This is a genomic window from Phyllobacterium sp. 21LDTY02-6 (assembly GCF_023554255.2).
In the GTDB taxonomy this organism is placed as follows: Bacteria; Pseudomonadota; Alphaproteobacteria; order Rhizobiales; family Rhizobiaceae; genus Phyllobacterium.
The window spans coordinates 459,612-479,173 of record NZ_JAMJWD020000001.1 but is presented as its reverse complement, the minus strand read 5'-3'; the positions used below and the strand labels follow the sequence as shown (position 1 = coordinate 479,173).

The following is a 19,562-nucleotide window of genomic DNA, read 5'->3' as shown; positions in this document are numbered from 1 at the left end:
GGCCATTTTGCGGTGAGGACGGTCAGAACTTCTGCGTCAGGGAGACGCGAACACTGCGTCCTGCCTCGGTGTAATAGTCGATCGGCTGACCGCGACTGTCGGCAACATCCGTCGCGTTCCAGTACTTCTTGTCGAAGATGTTGAACACGCCCAGTTGCAGCTTCATGCCCTTGGCGAATTTCGGCTCCCAATAGGCGGTCGCATCGACAATGCCGTAACCCGGCGCCACGAACCCGCTGCCGCTGACCTTGTCGCGCCTGGCGGCCATGGTCAATGACACGTCCGCACCCCAGCCATCGCCATTATAGCCGACGCCGAGGATGCCGCGTAACGGCGGGATGGAGTTCAGATAGGCATCCGCCTCGGTATCCTTGCCGACGGTCCAGGCGACGGAAGCCCAGCTATACCAATTATTGGCGAAGTTGATCTGGCCGCTGATCTCGGCACCGTAGATATGGACCTTGTTCAGATTGGCATAGCCGGTGATGCCGCCGACCGGATATTCGCCGCCCGGCGGCGCGATCACGACGCCGTCGTAGATGAAATTCCGGTAGTAATTGTTGAACACGCTCGCCGAGAGTGCATAGGTGCCGTCATCATATTTGGTGCCGATTTCGAAACCATTGCTGGTCTCGGGCTTCAGATCGGCATTGCCAAGGCGGGCATAGGAGCCGGGAGCGCCGTAATTCTGGTAAAGCTCCATTGCCGATGGCATGCGGTAGCCTTGCGCCCATTGCGCATAGAAATCGAGGTCCGGCGTTGCGTGCCACGTTGCCCGCAGCTTCGGCGTGAAGCGGGAATCGCTGTTGCTGTCCGGAAGCGAGCCACTATAGTTCGGTCCGCCCACATAGGCCGCAGTGGATTCGGGGCTGTGTTCGTACCAGTCGAAGCGCCCGCCGGGCGTCAAGGTCAGGCGACCGCCGAAGAGCTCGATGTCGTCCTCGAGATAGATGCCGAAGCCGGTCGTCTTGACATCGGGCATGTCGGAACTGTTGGAATGCAGCATGCGGCAGGATTGTGGGCCGAATGGCTGCGGCAGCCGCGACCAGTCGACATCCGGACAATTGTCGACGCCGGCCGAATATTGCGTCAGATCATAGCGATAGAGCTCGGCGCCGAGGCGGAACGTGTGCTTGATATCGCCGATTTCGACCGACTTTTTCACATGGCCGGTGAAGCCATAGGAATCCTGCTTCAGCTCATTGTCGCGCTGATAGACGCCAGACGGATAGCCGTAGCGGAAAGGATCGCCGGAGATGATGCGAGCGCGAGCGTCGGGCAAGCGAATGCCGTCCGTCGTATTGTTGAGCGTCTGCTGCACCCAATAGGCAACGGCATGCGCCTCGTCCACCCAGCCGGAACCGTCCGGAGCGACATAATCATAGCTGCCGGAGATCCGCTTCCGCTCGGAATCTTCGCCGGAGCGAAGTGAATTGCGCACATAGGAGGAAGTCGTGCCGCTGAAATTATCGACATCCTCATTGCGCCTGGTGATCTCGCCGGTCAGGCCGAAGCGGTGGCCGCCCTCGACATTCTGGTACAGCTTGACCAGGAGATTGCGTTGATCGTAGTCGCCCGGATTGGCTTCCGAGCGCGTCGCGCCATAACCGCCGATCTCGCCGAAAGTGTCGACCTCGTGCCCTTCGCGATAGCCCCCCTGAACGAGGATTTCGGTGCCACCCGAACGGGCGGCAATAGCGGCATTGGTACGCCAGCTCTCGTCGGAACTGTCATAGGTGCCCTTGGTGATCGCACCCCAATTGCGCCCCTCGCCGATCACATCGGATGGATCGAGCGTGCGCAGCATGATGACGCCGCCAAGCGCACCCGAGCCATAGCGGCTGGAATCGGTGCCCTTGGTGATCTCGACACTGCCCAGACCGTCGAAATCGAACGAATCGAGGCCACCCTGGGTACTGCGCGGATCCGACAGCCACGGAACGCGGATGCCATCGAGCGTGGTCAGCACGCGATCGCGGTCAAGCCCGCGCAGATTGATGCTCTTGCTGGAGGAATTGACGTTGACGCCCGCATCCACACGGCGGCCGAGATCCTTGAAATCATCGACCATGCGCTTCTGGATGGTCTCGCGATCGGTGACGGTGGTCAGCGGCGTGGCTTCACCCGAGCCCGCGCTTCCCTTGCCCTTCAATACGATCGGCGCCAATTGCACGCTCGCGCCCGTATCGGCGCTCTGCGCAAACGCTGGCGATGCCCCCATCGCCGCCAATATCATGCCCGCACTGCCACACATCAGTCGCCCGAACATTCTTCGAGTCAAAGCCATATCAATCCCCACAGAGAAGTTTGCCTGGCTGGCTGACCCGCGGCACGGAGGCGCGAGGTGGTGGCTTGCTGAGCAGAAATGAAGCGTGTTCAAGCACGCTAACAAATGTTCAGTACTAATACTTAACTGGAAAAGTCAACATTACCGCGCCCTCAAATCGCCGTGATTCCGCCGGCCACCGGCAGCTGTTGCGGCAATGTCACGGCTCGTTGACGAGAGTGCCCTGGATGGCCCTGCCCCAATCGATCAATGGCCGGGCGCGCTCGGCAAAATCGAACAGGTCGTCAACGAGTTCCGGCGCGGTTATCCGCTCGGGATCGATGGGATGGCGCACGTTGAAATTCCTGCGGCGGACGGCTTCGATCAGGTCGGCGTCGGTCACGGATTCGAAGCCGCGCGGCGTGCGCTTGAGGCTGTCGCCATCGCCGAGCTGCAATCCATTCTTGCCGAGCGCGGCCAGCATCGACCGATAGGCCCTGGGCTTCTCGACGATGGCCTTGCGCATGCCCAGCAGGAGTTCAGGCTTTTGCTGCCACCAGGCGACGGAGGCAAAGCAGCCGCGATATTCGGCGAGCCCGATACAGACGTAGAAACAGCCCGTTTCGGTCCATTTGCTGCCGTCGGGAGACAGAAGTGCGGACAAATGCCTGTTATAGGGTGCCTTGTCCTTGGAAAACCGGGTGTCGCGCTTTATCCGGAACTGCGATTTGGTCCGGTCGCCCTTGAACGGCAGGCCCGCCTTCTCGAAACGCTGGATCAGATCTTCCACCAGATCGCCTAGCGGTTCGTGGAGATGCGCCTCGAAAATATCCTTGTTTTCGAGAAACCACTCGCGATTCTGGTGAAAATCCAGCGCCTTCAGGAACGGCAGCGCCTTTTCGCCAAATCCTCTGAAGCGATTGTCGGTCATGCTCCCACCAATGTGAACCAGGCATCCTCGTCGATGACTTCGATGCCGAGCGCCTGCGCCTGCGCCAGCTTCGAGCCGGCACCCGGCCCCGCCACGACGAGATCGGTCTTCTTGGACACGGAACCCGCAGTCTTGGCGCCGAAACGCTCCGCCATCGCCTTTGCTTCGTCGCGCGACATGCGCTCGAGCGAACCGGTGAACACGATCGTCTTGCCGGCGACAGGAGAATTGCCGACGGTATTCAGTTCCTCGTCGAGCGGCGTAACCTCGCGCAACAGGGCATCCAGCGCTTCCACGTTGTGCTGCTCCGCATAGAAATCGACGAGCGCCTCCGCGACGATGCTGCCGATGCCTTCGATCTCGTTGAGGTCGCGCCAGGCATCGTTCCCCTTCGGTGCCTCGTCGCTGGGCGGCTGCGCCGCCCTGGCGGTCCCGGCAAGCGCCTCGTATGAGCGGAAAGCCCTCGCCAGCCGCTTCGCATTGACTTCACCGATGTGGCGGATGCCGAGGCCATAGAGGAACCGGCCGAGCGGGACCTGCCGCCTGTCATCGATCGCGTCATAGAGCTTGCGCACGGATGTGGCGCCGAAACCGTCAATGTTCTCGAGTTTGGCCAGCGAATTCGCCTGCCTTTGCCGAAGGGTGAAAATATCGGCAGGCGTGCCGATATGGAGGGCCGGATCTTCCGATCTGAAGAAGAATTCGACCTGTTTTTCGCCCAGCCCTTCGATATCGAAAGCATTGCGCGAAACGAAATGCCGGATTCGCTCGACAGCCTGCGCCGGGCAGATGAGACCGCCCGTGCAGCGGCGCACCGCCTCGCCCTCCTCGCGCACCGCATGGGAGCCGCATGCGGGGCAGGTGTCGGGAAACACATAGGCGTCAGCGCCGCGCGGCTTGTCGGCGACGATGTCGACGATCTGCGGGATGACATCGCCGGCACGTTGCACCACCACCGTGTCGCCGATGCGCAGGTCGCGCCCCTCGCGGATAGGCTGGCCATTCTGCCCTATGCCCCTGATATAATCCTCATTGTGCAGGGTGACATTGGTGACGACGACGCCGCCGACGGTGACCGGTTCAAGCCGCGCCACGGGCGTCAGCGCCCCGGTCCGGCCCACCTGTATGTCGATGCCGCGCAGGATGGTCATCGCCCGCTCGGCCGGGAATTTATGCGCAATGGCCCAGCGCGGGCTGCGCGAGACGAAACCGAGCCGCTGCTGCAGGGCAAGGTCGTCCACCTTGTAGACGACGCCATCGATGTCATAGCCCAGCAGCGCCCTCTGCTCCTCGATATCATGATAGTGCTCGACAAGCCCCTCGACGCTGTCAAACCGCCGCATGAGCGGATTGACCCGGAAACCGTAGGAACGGAACGCTTCCACCATGCCCATCTGTGTCTGAGCCGGCATCTCGCTCACCTCGCCCCAGGCATAGGCGAAGAATTGCAGCGGGCGCGACGCCGTGATCGAAGCATCGAGCTGGCGCAGCGACCCGGCAGCGGCATTGCGCGGATTGGCGAATACCTGCCTGCCCTCCTTCGCCTGGCGCTCATTGAGCGCGGCAAAATCCGCATGGCTCATATAGACCTCGCCGCGCACCTCCAGCACCTCCGGCGGATCGCCGGCAAGAACATTGGGTATCGAGGCGACTGTCCGTGCGTTGAGCGTCACATTCTCGCCCGTCGTACCGTCGCCGCGGGTCGCGGCGGTGACGAGCCGGCCGAGCTCGTAGCGCAGGGAAAGCGAAAGGCCGTCGATCTTCGGTTCCGCCGTGATGGCGACCGGCGCGTCGGCTGCGAGCTTGAGAAACCTGCGGATGCGGCCGACGAAATCTTCGACGTCGCTATCCGAAAACGCATTGTCCAGCGACAGCATCGGCACGGTATGCGTCACCTTGCCGAACTTCTCCGAAACGCTGGCGCCAACCTTGTTCGACGGCGAATCCTCGCGCTTCAGCTGCGGAAATCGCTGCTCGATCGCCAGATTGCGCCGGCGCAGCGCATCATATTCCGCATCGGAGATGATCGGGGCATCTTCCGTATTGTAGCGGTAATCATGTTGGGCGATCTCGGCGGCGAGACGGCCAAGCTCCTCAGCGGCTTCAGCTTCGCTTAATTTGTCGACCGGGATGTCTGCCATGATTGTGCCCATTCTGCTTCGGCGGGAAACTCGCACGTTCTTGCCAGAGAACCATCGCCCTGATCAACTGACAATGGCTGCATTTTCCCGCAACAGGCGCACGGCCGCCGCTCTCGCCTCTTCCGTCACGCTCGCCCCGGCCAGCATGCGGGCGATTTCTTCCTGGCGGTCGTCGATCGCCATGGCGCGGATCGAGGTGGCCACCCGGTCATTCCCCGCTGCCGCCTTGGCGATAAGGAAATGCGTCTGGGCCCGCGCGGCCACCTGCGGCGCGTGGGTAACCGAAAGGACCTGCACGGTGCTCGCCAGGCGGCGCAATCTCTGCCCGATGGCATCGGCGACGGCGCCGCCAACGCCCGTATCGATCTCGTCGAAGACCAGCGTCGGCGCCGAACCACGGTCCGCCAGCGCCACCTTCAATGCCAGGAGGAAGCGCGAGAGCTCGCCGCCCGAGGCCACTTTCATCATGGGTCCGGCGCGCGTTCCCGGATTGGTGCGCACCCAATATTCGACCGTATCGATGCCTTCCGGCATGCGGTTGTCGCCATCTGTCGTCATTTCGACGATGAATTCGGCCCGTTCCAGCTTCAAGGCGGGCAATTCGGCCATGACTGCCTGTTTCAAATGATCCGCCGTCTCACGCCGCTGTTCCGACAGTTTCCGCGCGGCTTCGTCATAGCTGTCGCGCGCCGCAGCGGCGTCCGCCTCGAGCTTCGCAAGCCGTTCGGCGCCGGCATCGAGATCGGCCAGATCGGCATCCATGCGGTCCCTCAGCGCCGGAAGATCGTCCACCGTGACGGAATATTTCCGCGCCGCGCCGCGCAGCGCAAAAAGCCGCTCCTCGGTCTGCTCCAGCACGCGCGGATCGAAATCGATCGCCCTGATCGCCTGCTCGATGCCGCTTTGCGCCTCGGCAAGCGCGTTCAGCGCCTCGTCGATGGATTTGACCACCGGTTCCAGCAAGTGCGGGGCTTCGGGCACCTTGCGCTCCAGGCGCCGCACGAGACTGGCAAGCGAAGGAACGGGCGACGCGTTGCCGGAAAGCACGTCATTGGCGTCGTTGACGTCGCTTGCGATCTTTTCGGACCGCATCATGTCGGAGCGTTTGTTCGCCAGCAGTTCCTCTTCCTGCGGCTCCGGATCGAGCTTCGAAAGTTCTTCCACCGATGCACGAAGATAATCGGCCTCGCGCATCGCCGCCTCGACCCGGGCGCGGTGACGAGCAAGCGCCTGCTCCGTGTCCTTCCAGCTCTTGTGCAGCGCCCGCACATGGGCAGCGGCTCCATCGAGCGCTCCGAACGCGTCAAGCAGGGTCCTGTGGATGCCGGTATCGACCAGCGCCCGGTCGTCATGCTGGCCATGTATCTCGACGAGCTTGCGGCCAAGTTCACGCAGGAGGCCGACGCTTGCGGCCTGGTCATTGATGAAAACGCGGCTGCGGCCGTCGGAGCTCTGCATGCGCCTGAGGATGATGTCGCCATCATCGTCGATATCATTGTCACGCAGCAATTGCCGTGCCGGATGCCCCAGCGCGACATTGAAGGAGGCCGTCACCTGCCCCTGCTCCGCGCCATGCCGAACGAGAGACGCATCGCCCCGTGCGCCAAGCGCCAGCGACAATGCGTCGAGAAGAATGGATTTGCCCGCGCCGGTTTCGCCGGTCAGCACCGACAAGCCTTCATGAAACTCGATGTCGAGCCGTTCAATCAGAACAATGTCGCGGATCGACAAATGCGAAAGCATGGATCGCTCGGGTAAGTTGTGAATCAGGCGCCGTCTTTACCGCCTGTAATAGCAGAAGCAGCCTTGGAGAGCCAAGAGCCCGAATTCTCACGGGGCTCGAGACCGCCGCCCTGCAACAACTTGTAGCTATCCTTGTACCACTGGCTGTCCGGGTAATTCTGCCCGAGCACTGCGGCTGCGGTCTGCGCCTCGCTGGTCAGGCCGAGCGCGTAATAGGCTTCGGTCAGGCGGGCGAGCGCTTCTTCCACATGCCGCGTGTTGGAATATTGCTCGACGACGCCGCGGAACCGCTTGATCGCCGCTATATATTCCTTGCGCTCCAGATAATAGCGACCGATCTGCATTTCCTTGCCGGCGAGCTGGTCGCGGCCGAAGCGGATCTTCGCCTTGGAATCTTCGACATATTCGGAATCGGGGTAGCGCTCCACCACCTCGTTGAAGGCCGCAATGGACCGGCGCGTCATCGTCTGCTCGCGCGTCACGTCCGGAATCTGCCGGTAATAGCTCAGGCCGGTGATGTAATAGGCATAGGCCGCTTCCGGCTGCGTCGGATAAAGCGACACATAGCGCTTCGTCATCGCGACGGCCTCGTCATACTTGCCTGCGCGGTAGTTGGCAAAAGCGCCCATCACCAGCGATTTGCGTGCGAATTCGGAATAGGGATGCTGGCGATCGACGGCATCGAACTTCTTGGCGGCCTCGTCGAGCCGGCCGGCATTCAGATTGGCGAGCGCCTGATTGTAGAGAACATCGGCGGGTTCGATCGTGTCGACATAGGCCGCAAGGTCGAGATCCTCATCCTTGGAAGCACATCCCGACAGGGCAACGGCGCCTGCAATGGGAAAAAGAAGAAGAGCCAAGCGAGCCTTGCCCCCAAACCCTGCATTCATCGACATTCTGCTATACGCCATGCTGTCTCCGGCCCCGCTTGTCATTAAAAGAGCGATTGTCGCGAACCCGTTACCACGTTTTCGCGACACGCTCTAGGCAGTACCTGCCTTGGGTTTGGGCGTTCATAAACCACAAGCGGCAGGAATCAGCAATCTTATTGCCGCGCAATCGTCCAAATTTGTGGCGGAAGCAGCGCCGCCGTCGATTTGCAGGCTGCAAGTGGCTGATTTTACGGTTCCTGCATCGGATCAGGGCGATATTCCGTCATGATTCCAATGCTCAGGCAGGCTCGAGCATCTGGATGTCGCCATTGCTGAACGACCAGTCTTCGCGCGTCGACGTGCTGATGACGATCATGATGTCTTCCGGGCGGATGCCGGGCGACTTGCCGAGCAGTTCCACGGCGCGCCGGTAGAAGGCCTGTTTCGTCGCCGTATCGCGCGGCTTGCCGATCGTGATGGTGAAGATCACGCAGTCGGCGGATCGGCCCTTGCTGAAATAGGTCGGGTCGATGATCAGTTCGTTGGCGCGGTGTTGATGGAAGGCCTGGAACTTGTCCGTCGGCGGCACATTGAAACTGTCGACCATTGCCTGATGAAAACTGTCCGATATGGCTTTCAGATAATCGGGCGACCTACCTTCCAGTAGGGAGATGCGGGTAAAGGGCATGATGGCTTCCTTCCTTTCACTTGACGATGCAAGGATAAGGCCGCAATATCGTCCTGAAAATCAGATTTTTAGGAACAGATAATCCTGAAAAACCGGACGATTGAGATGCGGAAAGTCAATTTTGATCTCGATGTGCTGCGCACCTTCCTGACCGGGGTCGAGCTTGGAAGTTTCGCCAGGGCGGCGGACCGTCTCGGCCGCTCCACTTCGGCCGTCAGCGCCCAGTTGAAAAAGCTGGAGCAGCAGGCCGGAACCGCCATCTTCGAGAAGGCAGGACGTGGCCTCGCCCTTACCGAGGCAGGCGAAACCATGCTCGCCTATGCAAGGCGATTGCTCGAACTCAATGACGAAGCGGCGGTGGCAGTGCGCGGCAGCGATCTTGAAGGCTGGGTACGGCTTGGCCTGCAGGAGGATTTCGGCGAAACCGTCCTGCCGCAGATACTCGGCCAGTTCGCCCGCGCCCATCCGAAGGTGCGCATCGAAGCGCGTATCGGCAGGAACTCCGAACTTCTGGAGCGCGTCGCATCGGGGCGCCTGGACCTGGCGCTGGCATGGAGCCTCGGCGCAGCCGAAACACCGCATCACCAGCAGATCGGCACGGTTCCCATGTGCTGGGTTGGCGCTGCCGGCGGCCAGCACCGCCGGGAGCAAGGCGGAGAGACGCTGCCCCTCGCCTCGCTCGAGGCGCCATGTATCCTTCGAACGGCAGCCATCGATGCGCTGGACCAGGCCGGGCTGGCATGGCGGCTTGCCTTTGTCAGCCCCAGCCTTGCCGGGCTGTGGGCGGCAACGGCGGCGGGGCTCGGCCTTGCGGTACGCACACCAATCGGCCTGCCGGCAGGGCTCGTGCCGCTTTCGCCGGCCGAATCCGGCCTGCCCGAGCTTCCGGAGCTTGGTCTTGTCCTGCACAGGGCCGACGCGCATGGCACGCCGGCGACGGAGCGCCTCGCCGATATTCTGCGCGAGGCCGTGTCGAACGTCATTCCACGCGGCGAGCGGGTCAGGCGGCACCCGGCGCTGGCACCGGCGGCGTGACCGGCACATGGGAAGTGCCGCCCGGCGCCTCCTCGAGTTCCACCATCTCATAGGCATTGTCCGCTTCGAACACCGCCCGCAGCGCGGCGGCGTTCAACCGGTGCCCGCCGCGATAGGATCGGAAACAGCCGATGAAAGGCGCCCCTGCCAGCGCGAGATCGCCGATCGCGTCCAGCGTCTTGTGCCGGACGAACTCGTCGGGATGGCGGAGGCCGCCGGGATTTATGATCGTATTGTCGTCCCCGATGACGAGCGAATTGTCGAGGGACGATCCGAGTGCCAGTCCAGCAGCCCACAGGCGCTCGACATCGCGCATGAAACCGAATGTGCGGGCATTCGATATATCGCCGCGGAATGCCGCCGGCTGCATGTCACCGGCATATTTCTGTCGTCCGATGACCGGCGTGTCGAAATCGATCTCCACCTCGTAGCGCGAGCCGGAATCATAGGGCCCGAACTCGGCCCAGGAATTGCCGCTCTCGATGCGGACGGGACGCAGAATGCGGATATATCTGCGCTTCGCCGCCTGCTCGACGATGCCGGCCTGTTCGAAAGCATCGATGAAGGCGAGCGACGTGCCATCCATGATCGGCACTTCCGGCCCGTCGATATCGATCTCGAGATTGTCGATCGCAGCTCCCGCAATGGCGGCCATGGCATGTTCGACGGTGCTGATGGTCTGGCCGTTCTGCCCCGTCAACGTCGTGGAAAGATCGCTTGGAGCGACACGGGAGACAAGGGCTTCCACCGGATGGCGGCGGCCGTCCCTATCGATGGTGCGGAAGACGATGCCGTGGCCGGGGTCCGCCGGACGGAAAGTGATGCGCGACGGCGCGCCACTGTGAACGCCAACGCCGCTCAAGGTGATTTCGCCCGCTATGGTCGTCTGGAAAATCCGCAATGGAAACCTCTGGCACTGCTATGACACGACGCATGACCGGCATGCTTCCCCTCGCCTGCCACATGGGTACCGGGGATCGAACCCATATCGCGTTCTTCGCTCTATGTACCTACAGCTAGCGAGATTTGCCCGATTTTCAATGATTGCAAACAGAAAATTCCGCCATCCGGAGATGGCGGAATTTGAAGACCTCGGTGTCGAGGCTCTGTTTAGTTGGCCTGGCGGCGCAGGAAGGCCGGGATCTCGAGCTGGTCTTCGTCCGAAGACTGGCGTGCCTGCGGCTGCACACGGCCCTGATCGTCCAGCTGACCGCGACGCGGTGCGTAGATCGAAGCATCCTGCGAGAGCGGACGGCGCGGTTCGGCCGGACGCATCGCCGGTTCGCGCGGCTGGGCCGGCTCCAGGCGGGCAGTCTCGTCCTCGCGGCGGGTAAGGCCGGCGGTCAGGCGCTTCAACAGCCCCATCGGACCGCGGTCCTCCTGTGCCTCATAGGCTGCCTGCTCGCGATTATGGTCGCGGGCGCTGAGTTCGGCCTGAACCACCGGCGGGAAGTCGGCAATGTTCGGCATGCGCGGTGCGGCCGGAACCGGTGCCGGCGCAGCCATGACCTCAGGCATCGGCTGCGGTGCGGGCTGCATCGCCGGCTGCTGCGGTGCGGCGGCCACGGGCGCGTCGAACACTTCCGGTGCGGGAGCCTGGAAAATACGGCTCTGCGGGCGGAATTCCGGTTCGCTGGCCTGTGGCGCGCGCTGAACCTCCTCGTGCTCCGTCGCATGGACGGCAGCCGGGGCCGCTTCCGGTGCGCGGGCGGCGGGCTGCTGCACTGCCGGGCGCGCCGGCTCGATGCGGGCGGCGGGCTGTGCGGCCGGCTTCGGCATCGGCTTCAGCGGCTGACGGAATTCGATCGGCGCCGGCGCGGCGTCGCCAACCTGCTTGTCGATGCCGGTCGCGACAACCGATACGCGGATGATGCCCTCGAGGCTCTCGTCGAACGTCGCACCGAGAATGATGTTGGCGTCCTGATCGACTTCCTCGCGAATACGCGTTGCGGCTTCGTCGACCTCGAAGAGGGTCATGTCGCGGCCGCCCGTGATCGAGATGAGCAGGCCCTTGGCGCCGCGCATCGATGTCTCGTCCAGGAGCGGATTGGCGATCGCGGCTTCGGCCGCAGCCATTGCCCGGCCATCGCCAGAGGCTTCGCCCGTTCCCATCATCGCCTTGCCCATCTCGCGCATGACGGAGCGAACATCGGCGAAGTCGAGATTGATGAGGCCTTCCTTGACCATCAGGTCGGTGATGCAGGCAACACCGGAATAGAGCACCTGGTCGGCCATGGCGAAGGCATCGGCAAACGTCGTCTTGTCATTGGCGATGCGGAACAGGTTCTGGTTCGGAATGACGATGAGCGTATCGACATTCTTCTGCAGGTCCTCGATGCCGAGGTCGGCGGTGCGCATGCGGCGCTGGCCTTCGAAATGGAAGGGCTTGGTGACCACGCCGACGGTCAGGATGCCCTTTTCCCGCGCCGCGCGGGCAACGACCGGGGCAGCGCCGGTGCCGGTACCACCGCCCATGCCGGCGGTGACGAAGCACATATGCGTTCCCTGCAGGTGATCATTGATCTCGTCGATACATTCCTCGGCGGCCGCGCGGCCGACCTCGGGCTGCGAACCCGCACCGAGACCTTCGGTAACCGAAGCGCCAAGCTGTACCAACCGCTCGGCTTTCGATTGCGTCAGCGCCTGGGCGTCCGTATTGGCAACAACGAATTCAACACCGCGCAAACCGGCATTGATCATGTTATTGACCGCGTTGCCACCGCCGCCGCCAACACCGAAGACGGTGATGCGGGGCTTAAGCTCGGTAATGTCCGGCTTTTGCAGATTGATGCTCATATGTCCGTTCCTTTTTGTCTATACCGCGTCGCCGCTGCGGTAATCCCTTTTTGGGTTTCCCCGATTGATCAAAAACTTTCCTTCAGCCATTGGCCGATACGCTGAAAACGCCCACCCGTACCTGTCATCAGCGATGATGAACCAGCCTTCACAGAACGCTCCTCGATGCCCGCCACTTGCGGATAGATCAGAAGACCCACCGCGGCGGCAAAAGCCGGTCCCTTGGCAGCTTCCGGCAAGCCGGTGACGCCAAGGGGGCGGCCTATACGCACATTGCGGGCAAGGATCCGGCGCGCCACTTCGGGCAGGCCGGCCAACTGGCTTGCACCGCCGGTCAGCACCACGCGCTTGCCGACGATCTGGCCATAGCCCGATTGATTGAGACGATCGCGCACCAACTCCAGCGTCTCTTCGACACGCGCGCGAATGATGCGCGTCAGCACCGCGCGTGGATATTGGTTCGGAACGTCCCGCGCATCATTGCCAAGCGGCAATACGCTGATCAGGTCGCGGTCGTCCGCTGCGCTGGGCAGGGCCGAGCCATGCATGACCTTGAGCCGCTCCGCATCGTCCATATGGGCCGACAGGCCGCGCGCCACGTCCATGGTGACATGATTGCCGCCGATGGCGATCGCATCCGCATGGATGAACTTGCCCTCGGAAAACACCGAAATCGTCGTGGTGCCACCGCCCATATCGATGCAGGCAGCGCCCATTTCGGCCTCGTCGTCCACCAGCGCCGACAGGCCGCTCGCATAGGGCGTCGCGATCATCGCCTCGACCGAAAGGTGGCAGCGATTGACGCAGAGTTCGAGATTGCGCAGCGGCGCGGCATCGGCCGTGAGCACATGCATCTCGACACCGAGCGAATCGCCGATCATGCCGAGCGGATCGCGGATGCCGCGCTCGCCGTCGAGCCCGTAGGCGATGGGCAGCGAATGAACCAGATGACGCTCCGTCGCCAGCGCCTGCTTGGCGCCTGCGGAGAGGACGCGGCGGATATCGGCCTGATCGACCTCATGGCCACCAAGATTGATGCTGGCCGAAAAGCTTTCGCTCTTGAGGCGTCCAGCGGAGATATTGACGATCATGGAATCGACCGTCAGCCCTGCCATCCGCTCGGCAGCATCGACCGCCAGCCTGATTGCCTGCTCGGCCGCATCGAGATTGACGATCACGCCGGATTTGATGCCGCGGGACTTCTGATGGCCGATGCCCAGCACCTCGATGCGGTGCGTGCGGCCCGGAAGCAGCGAGCTTTCCTCCCGCGGGCGCAAGCGCGCAATGATGCAGCAGACCTTGCTCGAACCAATATCCAGAACCGTCAAGGAACGCGTCCTTTTTGCGGACGTCGTTCCGGAAGAGACGCTTTTTCCGCCGAGAATACTCATACACGCTTCTCCGAACGCTTGGACGCCTTTTCGCGCGCCTTCAAATACTCAACTCGTTGTACCATCGCCTCCGGCGTCAGCCGGATCACCGCCCGGTCGGCAAGCCGCATGTCCACCGATGCGATATCGCGGCCGAGAAGACCGGACTTCGCATCCATTTCCATGACATGGGCGAGCGCCTCGTTGATGTCGTGCTCCGGCAACATCAGCTTGATGCGGTTTTTAAGGATGAGGTCCCAGCGGCGATTGCCGAGCCGCGCATAGGCGAGAACCTGCGACGCGATCTTGGGATAGGCGGCGATCTGGGCAAAGAGCAGCTTCGCCTGCTTGTCAGCGCCATCGCCGATGATGAGGGGAAGAGCCGAACTGCTGCCGCCGGTATAGGGCACGATCACACGGCCATCGGCATCGATCACCGATAGCTCGCTGCCATTCTGCCAGACGGCCAGCGCCTTGCGCTCCTTGATCGAGATCTGGATCGTGTTCGGATAGACCTTGAACACATCGACGGATTCAACCCAGGGAAGCTGTGCCACCGCCTGCTGCGCGTCCCTGGCGCTCAGGCCGACCAGCGAGGTTTCGCCATCGAGGCCCAGCGCGCCGAGCACGTCGATTTCGGAAGTCTCGGTATTGCCGACGATCTTCACGTCCTCAATGGCAAAGCCGAATGTGGAGGTGGTGACCTTCACCACTTCCGGCGCATGGCCACCGATGATCGCGCCATAGGCGCCGGTGAGCGCGAGGAATGCAACAGCACCAACAGTGCCGACATGGTTCGGTATGATCAGGTCGCCATCGACGAGACGGGTCAGCACACGCACGGGCTTGCGCAGGAATCGGGGCAGCACCACGCGAAAGCGGCCAAAACCCACCGACCTGTCCGAAGACATCGGCAAGGCACCACGGCGGTGCGGATTTTTGCCTTTCAACGCAAACACGATGCGTCCTCCACCATCCAACTCAACAATTGACCGAAGGAATATCCAGCGGCCGCGGCTATCTCAGGCACGAGAGACGTCGGCGTCATGCCCGGCTGGGCATTGACTTCCAGCCAGATGAGCTCGCCTTCTTCGGAGAAACGATCGTCAAAACGGAAGTCCGACCGGCTGACACCTTTACATCCGATTGCCTGATGTGCCTTGAGCGCCAGTGTTTCTATTTTTTGGTAAATTTTCGGTGAAATTTTCGCTGGAATCACATGATTTGATCCGCCGGCAACATATTTCGAGTCGTAGTCGTAGAACTGGTGACCGACCGGTATGATCTCGCAGACGCCAAGGACCTTCTCGCCCATCACGGCGCAGGTAAGTTCGCGTCCGTGGATATAGCGCTCGACCATGACGACATCGCCATATTTCCACTCGGCGGAGGTGATGATCTGCGGCGGATGCGACTGGTCTTCCTTGACGATGACGACGCCGAAACTCGAGCCCTCATTGACCGGTTTGACCACGTAAGGCGGCTTCATCGGATGTTCCGAGGTGAATTGCATGCGATTCATCACCACGGCATCGGCGACCGGAATGCCGACAGACCTCGCGATGATCTTCGCCTGCTCCTTGTTCATGGCGAGAGCCGAGGCCAGCACGCCGGAATGGGTATAGGGGATTTCAAGATATTCGAGGATGCCCTGGATCGTTCCGTCCTCGCCGAACGGACCATGAAGCGCGTTGAAAACGACGTCCGGCCGCAATTGCTGCAGGCGCTCGGCGATATTGCGGTCGACATCGACCCGGGTAACGGAGAAACCTTCGGCCTCGAGAGCATCGGCGCAGGCATTACCGGATGAGAGGCTCACCGGGCGCTCCGATGAAAAACCACCCATCAGCACTGCAACATGCTTCTTGACCATAAAGATAAACCCCTCACTTCCCCATTCGCCGCGAACAACAGGCATGAGTCGACACACATCCGGCGGCAGGACCGCAGATACCCAAGGCTGGTGAAAACCAGCCGACTCAAATCAGTTAACGCTTGTCCCTAAAGAATCAGAGAGTTGATTCTCTGACAAGCCCCAATGATTCAACAATGATGAAAGGTGCAATATTTTATGTCAGGAGCGCCGGAAAGATCGTTCCGGGTTGGTAAATGACAGCTGCGTCCCGCGCTGGCGCAATGGACGCGACAGACGGGGCATCTCGGCGAATGCGGTCGATGCGGGCTAGAGCAACTGCCCCATGAACTCCTGGACTTCCTGGCCTTGACGGAAATTGCCGAGGCGCTTGATCTCCCAATGCAGGCGGATTCCGGAATTCTGCAGCACCCTCGCCCGGATCGTCTCGCCCAGCGTTTCGAGATCATGGCCGGTCGCAGTGCCGGTATTGATCATGAAGTTGCAGTGCATCGGCGACATCTGCGCGCCGCCGATCATCAGGCCGCGGCCGCCGGCCTTGTCGATCTCCTTCCATGCAGAGGAGCCTTCGGGATTCTTGAACGTGGAACCCCCGGTTTTCTCGCGGATGGGCTGGACCGTTTCGCGGTGATGCTGGACGGCATTCATCGCCGCCAATATGTCGGCCTTGTCGCCGGGCGTACCCTCGAACAATGCGGACGTGAAAATGAGGTCCGGCGCCGCCCCCGAGTGGCGATAGGCATAGCCCATATCGGCGTTTGAAAGAATGTGAAGCTCGCCCTTGCGGTCGAGCGCCCGCACCTCGACGACGCGCTCGCGCGTCTCGACGCCATTGGCGCCCGCATTCATGCGCAGCGCACCGCCGATCCCGCCTGGAATGCCGTGATAGAAGTGGAAGCCGGCAATCCCCGCTTCAAATGCCATGGCCGCGACGCGCTTGTCCGGCGTTGCCGTGCCGGCCCGCAATTGCGTTTCGCCGACGCGCTCGACCTCGCCGAAGCCCTTGGCGGACAGGCGCACGACGAAGCCGGGAATGCCGCCATCCCGAACGAGAAGATTGGAGCCGATCCCGACTGTCAGCACGGGATATTCTTCGGGCAGCGCCTGCAGGAACGCGGCCAGATCCTCTTCGTCGGCCGGCTGGAACAGCACTTCGGCCGGACCGCCGGCGCGGAACCAGGTCACTTTTTCCATGCTCATATCGGGCGTCAGGCGCCCGCGCAAATTCGCGAAGCGGTCTCCCAGCTTCTTGAGCAGCGCTTCACCATCGATCTTTGAAGACATTCTATCCTTCCAGGCGCTCGGCTAGGAGCGATTTAGAGCGCCGCCAGCTCTTTTGGCAAGGCGTAAGCCCATTGCGTGATATTGCCTGCACCGAGGAAGACCACATAGTCGTCGGGCTTGGCTATTCCGGCGATCAGCGGGGCGATCTGCTCCGGTCCGGCAACATAGCGCGCATCGCGGTGCGCGGCGGTCTTGATCTTCGCCACCAGCGCCTCGGACGTCACGCCGTCGATCGGCTCTTCGCCCGCCGTATAGACGGGAGCGACGACGACCGTATCGGCATCGTTGAAGCAGGCGGCGAACTCGTCGAACAGGCTTGCGAGGCGCGTGAACCGATGCGGCTGCACGATGGCGATGACGCGTCCCCTGGCTGAATCGCGCGCGGCCTTGAGCACCGCCTTTATCTCGACGGGATGGTGGCCGTAATCGTCGAATATCTCGACACCGTTCCAGCTGCCCGTATGGGTAAAGCGGCGCTTCACGCCGCCGAAGGAAGAAAGCCCCTTCTTGATGTCTTCCGCCGATATGCCGAGTTCGCTCGCGACGGCGATGGCCGCGGTGGCGTTCGAAACATTGTGCCGGCCCGGCATGGGCAGGGTCAGGCCGGTGATCTCCGTGATCTCGCCCGTCTTGCGCCGGGCGATCTGCACGTCGAAGCGCGAGGTCGCACCGTCAACGACGAGATTGACGAAGCGCACATCCGCCTGCGGGTTTTCGCCATAGGTGATGACCCGGCGGTCTTCGATCCGCGAGACGAGCGATTGCACTTCCGGATGGTCGAGGCACATCACGCCGAAACCATAGAAGGGCACGTTCTCGACGAATTGCCGGAATGCCTCGCGGACGCGGTCGAACGTGCCGTAATGGTCGAGATGTTCGGGGTCGATATTGGTGATGACGGCGATATCGGCCGGCAGCTTGAGGAACGTGCCGTCGCTCTCGTCCGCCTCCACCACCATCCAGTCACCGCCGCCCATGCGCGCATTCGTGCCATAGGCATTGATGATGCCGCCATTGATGACGGTCGGATCGAGCCGCCCGGCGTCGAGCAGGGTCGCGACCATCGACGTGGTCGTGGTCTTGCCATGGGTACCGCCGATGGCGACAGCCTGGCGAAAGCGCATCAGTTCCGCCAGCATCTCGGCGCGGCGCACGATCGGAAGCAGCTTTTCGCGTGCGGCCGCGAGTTCGGGATTGGACTTCTTGATGGCCGTCGAGACGACGACGACTTCGGCATCGCCAAGATTGGCCGCCGCGTGGCCGACGAAGACCTCGATGCCCTTGTCGCGCAGACGCTGGACATTGGCGCCATCGGACTGGTCGGAGCCCTGCACCCTGTAGCCGAGATTGTGGAGCACTTCCGCAATGCCGCTCATCCCGATACCACCGATACCGATGAAATGGACGAGACCTATATTGAGCGGCATCTTCATGGACGCACTCCTTCCTTCTTGAACTTTTCGACGCTTTGGCCGGTTGCAATAGCCTCTGCGAGGTCTGCGAGCAACCTCGCAGCATGCGGCTTGCCCGTGCTTCTCGCATTTTCCGCAATGCGCGCCAGGCGCGTGGGCTCATCCATGGCCTGCGCAAGCAGGGTTGCAATGCGCTCGGGCGACAGCTCCGATTGCTTGATCACATCCGCGCCGCCCGCTGCCTGCAGGGCCGCGGCATTGGCGGCCTGGTCATGATCGAGCGCATGGGGGAACGGCACCAGGATCGCCGGGCGTCCAATAGCGGCAATTTCGGAAACGGTGGACGCTCCGGAACGGGACAGGACGAAATGCGCGGCGGCGATCCGCTGCGGCATGTCCTTGAAGAACGCCGCGACATCGGCCCTCACGCCCAGCGCCTGGTAGGTGCCGCGCACCTGCCCCTCATCCTCGGGGCGGGCCTGCTGGGTGATGACGAGCCGCGACCGTATTTCAGGCGCCAGAAGCTTGATGGCTTCCGGGACTGCGGACGAGAAATATTGCGCGCCCTGGCTGCCGCCGAAGACGAGGAAGTGAAACGGCTGATGCGCCTGCGACGCCTTGTAGGGCCTGCCGACTTCGGCGAGCACGGCCGGCCGGACCGGATTTCCGGTGATCACCGTTTTTGCGGCATAGGGCCCGGGCGCATCCGCGAGGAAGCCTCCGGCAATAGCATCGACGCGCGCCGCCAGCGCCTTGTTGGCGCGTCCCATGACGGCGTTCTGCTCGTGGACGAGGGTCGGTATGCGCATGGCGGTCGCCGCATAGAGCGGCGGCAATGTCGGGTAGCCGCCAAAGCCGGCGACGAGCTTCGGCTTCACCGAACGAAACAGCCGGCGCGAATCGAGATTGCCCAGCCAGAGCGTCCAGAACGTTCTCGCCAGCGCCAGAGGGTTGCGCCCCGCTATGGTGGCGGAGCGCACGACATGGATCTTGCTGGCCGGAAATCCCGATGTGAACCGCTCGGCGCGATCGTCGGTCGCCAGCTGGATATCCCATCCGCGCTCGATGAGTTCGTGCGCCAGGGCCTCGGCCGGAAAGAGGTGGCCGCCAGTACCACCGGCGGCCAGGAAGATAACACCCTTCGACATTGG

The 19,562-nt window shown here is 62.3% G+C and carries 15 protein-coding genes; 1 reads left to right on the top strand and 14 read right to left on the bottom strand.

Annotated elements, in window-relative coordinates; genetic code table 11:
• Positions 1 to 22 precede the first annotated feature (22 nt).
• From M8997_RS02230 to M8997_RS02205, 6 genes are all read right to left on the bottom strand, one after another.
• The gene (locus M8997_RS02230) at positions 23 to 2,287 is read right to left on the bottom strand and encodes a TonB-dependent hemoglobin/transferrin/lactoferrin family receptor (RefSeq protein ID WP_250013252.1); all 2,265 of its coding nucleotides are present in this window, start codon (positions 2,285 to 2,287) and stop codon (positions 23 to 25) included.
• A gap of 199 nt (positions 2,288 to 2,486) precedes the next feature.
• A complete protein-coding gene (locus M8997_RS02225; protein WP_250013250.1) occupies positions 2,487 to 3,197 on the bottom strand; it encodes a DUF2461 domain-containing protein in 711 nt (236 codons plus the stop codon).
• On the bottom strand, positions 3,194 to 5,338 hold the full coding sequence (gene ligA, locus M8997_RS02220; RefSeq protein WP_250013248.1) for an NAD-dependent DNA ligase LigA: 2,145 nt from the start codon (positions 5,336 to 5,338) through the stop codon (positions 3,194 to 3,196). Before ligA ends, M8997_RS02225 begins: the two co-directional genes overlap by 4 nt.
• Positions 5,339 to 5,401: 63 nt before the next feature.
• Positions 5,402 to 7,081, bottom strand: a complete 1,680-nt coding sequence (gene recN, locus M8997_RS02215; protein WP_250013247.1) for a DNA repair protein RecN — start codon at positions 7,079 to 7,081, stop codon at positions 5,402 to 5,404.
• A 23-nt stretch (positions 7,082 to 7,104) separates the two neighbouring features.
• Positions 7,105 to 7,971, bottom strand: coding sequence for an outer membrane protein assembly factor BamD (locus M8997_RS02210; RefSeq protein WP_250014367.1), 867 nt, complete (start codon positions 7,969 to 7,971; stop codon positions 7,105 to 7,107).
• A gap of 280 nt (positions 7,972 to 8,251) precedes the next feature.
• On the bottom strand, positions 8,252 to 8,641 hold the full coding sequence (locus M8997_RS02205) for a tautomerase family protein (protein ID WP_250013246.1): 390 nt from the start codon (positions 8,639 to 8,641) through the stop codon (positions 8,252 to 8,254).
• Positions 8,642 to 8,746: 105 nt separating this feature from the next.
• Between M8997_RS02205 and M8997_RS02200 the strand changes: the two genes are divergently transcribed.
• Positions 8,747 to 9,676, top strand: a complete 930-nt coding sequence (locus M8997_RS02200) for a LysR substrate-binding domain-containing protein (RefSeq protein ID WP_250013245.1) — start codon at positions 8,747 to 8,749, stop codon at positions 9,674 to 9,676.
• On the opposite strand, the gene lpxC is transcribed toward M8997_RS02200, so the two are convergent.
• The 8 genes from lpxC to murG all read right to left on the bottom strand — a co-directional run bounded on the left by lpxC (position 9,642) and on the right by murG (position 19,559).
• Positions 9,642 to 10,577: a UDP-3-O-acyl-N-acetylglucosamine deacetylase gene (lpxC, locus tag M8997_RS02195; RefSeq protein ID WP_250013244.1), complete on the bottom strand. Its 936-nt coding sequence runs from the start codon at positions 10,575 to 10,577 to the stop codon at positions 9,642 to 9,644. The two genes, M8997_RS02200 and lpxC, sit on opposite strands and share 35 nt — an antisense overlap.
• Before the next feature lie 209 nt (positions 10,578 to 10,786).
• Positions 10,787 to 12,472 carry a cell division protein FtsZ gene (gene ftsZ, locus M8997_RS02190; RefSeq protein ID WP_250013243.1) on the bottom strand — a complete coding sequence of 562 codons (1,686 nt, stop codon included), beginning with the start codon at positions 12,470 to 12,472 and terminating at the stop codon, positions 10,787 to 10,789.
• A gap of 68 nt (positions 12,473 to 12,540) precedes the next feature.
• On the bottom strand, positions 12,541 to 13,863 hold the full coding sequence (gene ftsA, locus M8997_RS02185) for a cell division protein FtsA (RefSeq protein WP_250013242.1): 1,323 nt from the start codon (positions 13,861 to 13,863) through the stop codon (positions 12,541 to 12,543).
• A complete protein-coding gene (locus M8997_RS02180; RefSeq protein ID WP_371929475.1) occupies positions 13,860 to 14,801 on the bottom strand; it encodes a cell division protein FtsQ/DivIB in 942 nt (313 codons plus the stop codon). The genes ftsA and M8997_RS02180 overlap by 4 nt, the downstream gene beginning before the upstream one ends.
• The gene (locus M8997_RS02175) at positions 14,789 to 15,715 is read right to left on the bottom strand and encodes a D-alanine--D-alanine ligase (protein WP_250013240.1); all 927 of its coding nucleotides are present in this window, start codon (positions 15,713 to 15,715) and stop codon (positions 14,789 to 14,791) included. Before M8997_RS02175 ends, M8997_RS02180 begins: the two co-directional genes overlap by 13 nt.
• A 309-nt stretch (positions 15,716 to 16,024) precedes the next feature.
• The gene (murB, locus tag M8997_RS02170) at positions 16,025 to 16,999 is read right to left on the bottom strand and encodes a UDP-N-acetylmuramate dehydrogenase (RefSeq protein WP_250013239.1); all 975 of its coding nucleotides are present in this window, start codon (positions 16,997 to 16,999) and stop codon (positions 16,025 to 16,027) included.
• Positions 17,000 to 17,031: 32 nt separating this feature from the next.
• Positions 17,032 to 18,432, bottom strand: coding sequence for a UDP-N-acetylmuramate--L-alanine ligase (gene murC / locus M8997_RS02165; protein WP_250013238.1), 1,401 nt, complete (start codon positions 18,430 to 18,432; stop codon positions 17,032 to 17,034).
• Positions 18,429 to 19,559, bottom strand: a complete 1,131-nt coding sequence (murG, locus tag M8997_RS02160) for an undecaprenyldiphospho-muramoylpentapeptide beta-N-acetylglucosaminyltransferase (protein WP_250013237.1) — start codon at positions 19,557 to 19,559, stop codon at positions 18,429 to 18,431. Before murG ends, murC begins: the two co-directional genes overlap by 4 nt.
• Between the last annotated feature and the right edge of the window lie 3 nt (positions 19,560 to 19,562).

What these genes read in the sequence shown, in the direction of transcription:
- M8997_RS02230 (WP_250013252.1), bottom strand. Translation starts at nt 2,287, where the DNA reads ATGGCTTTGACTCGAAGAATGTTCGGGCGACTGATGTGTGGCAGTGCG.
- M8997_RS02225 (WP_250013250.1), bottom strand. Translation starts at nt 3,197, where the DNA reads ATGACCGACAATCGCTTCAGAGGATTTGGCGAAAAGGCGCTGCCGTTC.
- ligA (WP_250013248.1), bottom strand. Translation starts at nt 5,338, where the DNA reads ATGGCAGACATCCCGGTCGACAAATTAAGCGAAGCTGAAGCCGCTGAG.
- recN (WP_250013247.1), bottom strand. Translation starts at nt 7,081, where the DNA reads ATGCTTTCGCATTTGTCGATCCGCGACATTGTTCTGATTGAACGGCTC.
- M8997_RS02210 (WP_250014367.1), bottom strand. Translation starts at nt 7,971, where the DNA reads ATGAATGCAGGGTTTGGGGGCAAGGCTCGCTTGGCTCTTCTTCTTTTT.
- M8997_RS02205 (WP_250013246.1), bottom strand. Translation starts at nt 8,641, where the DNA reads ATGCCCTTTACCCGCATCTCCCTACTGGAAGGTAGGTCGCCCGATTAT.
- M8997_RS02200 (WP_250013245.1), top strand. Translation starts at nt 8,747, where the DNA reads ATGCGGAAAGTCAATTTTGATCTCGATGTGCTGCGCACCTTCCTGACC.
- ftsZ (WP_250013243.1), bottom strand. Translation starts at nt 12,472, where the DNA reads ATGAGCATCAATCTGCAAAAGCCGGACATTACCGAGCTTAAGCCCCGC.
- ftsA (WP_250013242.1), bottom strand. Translation starts at nt 13,863, where the DNA reads ATGAGTATTCTCGGCGGAAAAAGCGTCTCTTCCGGAACGACGTCCGCA.
- M8997_RS02175 (WP_250013240.1), bottom strand. Translation starts at nt 15,715, where the DNA reads ATGGTCAAGAAGCATGTTGCAGTGCTGATGGGTGGTTTTTCATCGGAG.
- murB (WP_250013239.1), bottom strand. Translation starts at nt 16,999, where the DNA reads ATGTCTTCAAAGATCGATGGTGAAGCGCTGCTCAAGAAGCTGGGAGAC.
- murC (WP_250013238.1), bottom strand. Translation starts at nt 18,432, where the DNA reads ATGAAGATGCCGCTCAATATAGGTCTCGTCCATTTCATCGGTATCGGT.
- murG (WP_250013237.1), bottom strand. Translation starts at nt 19,559, where the DNA reads ATGTCGAAGGGTGTTATCTTCCTGGCCGCCGGTGGTACTGGCGGCCAC.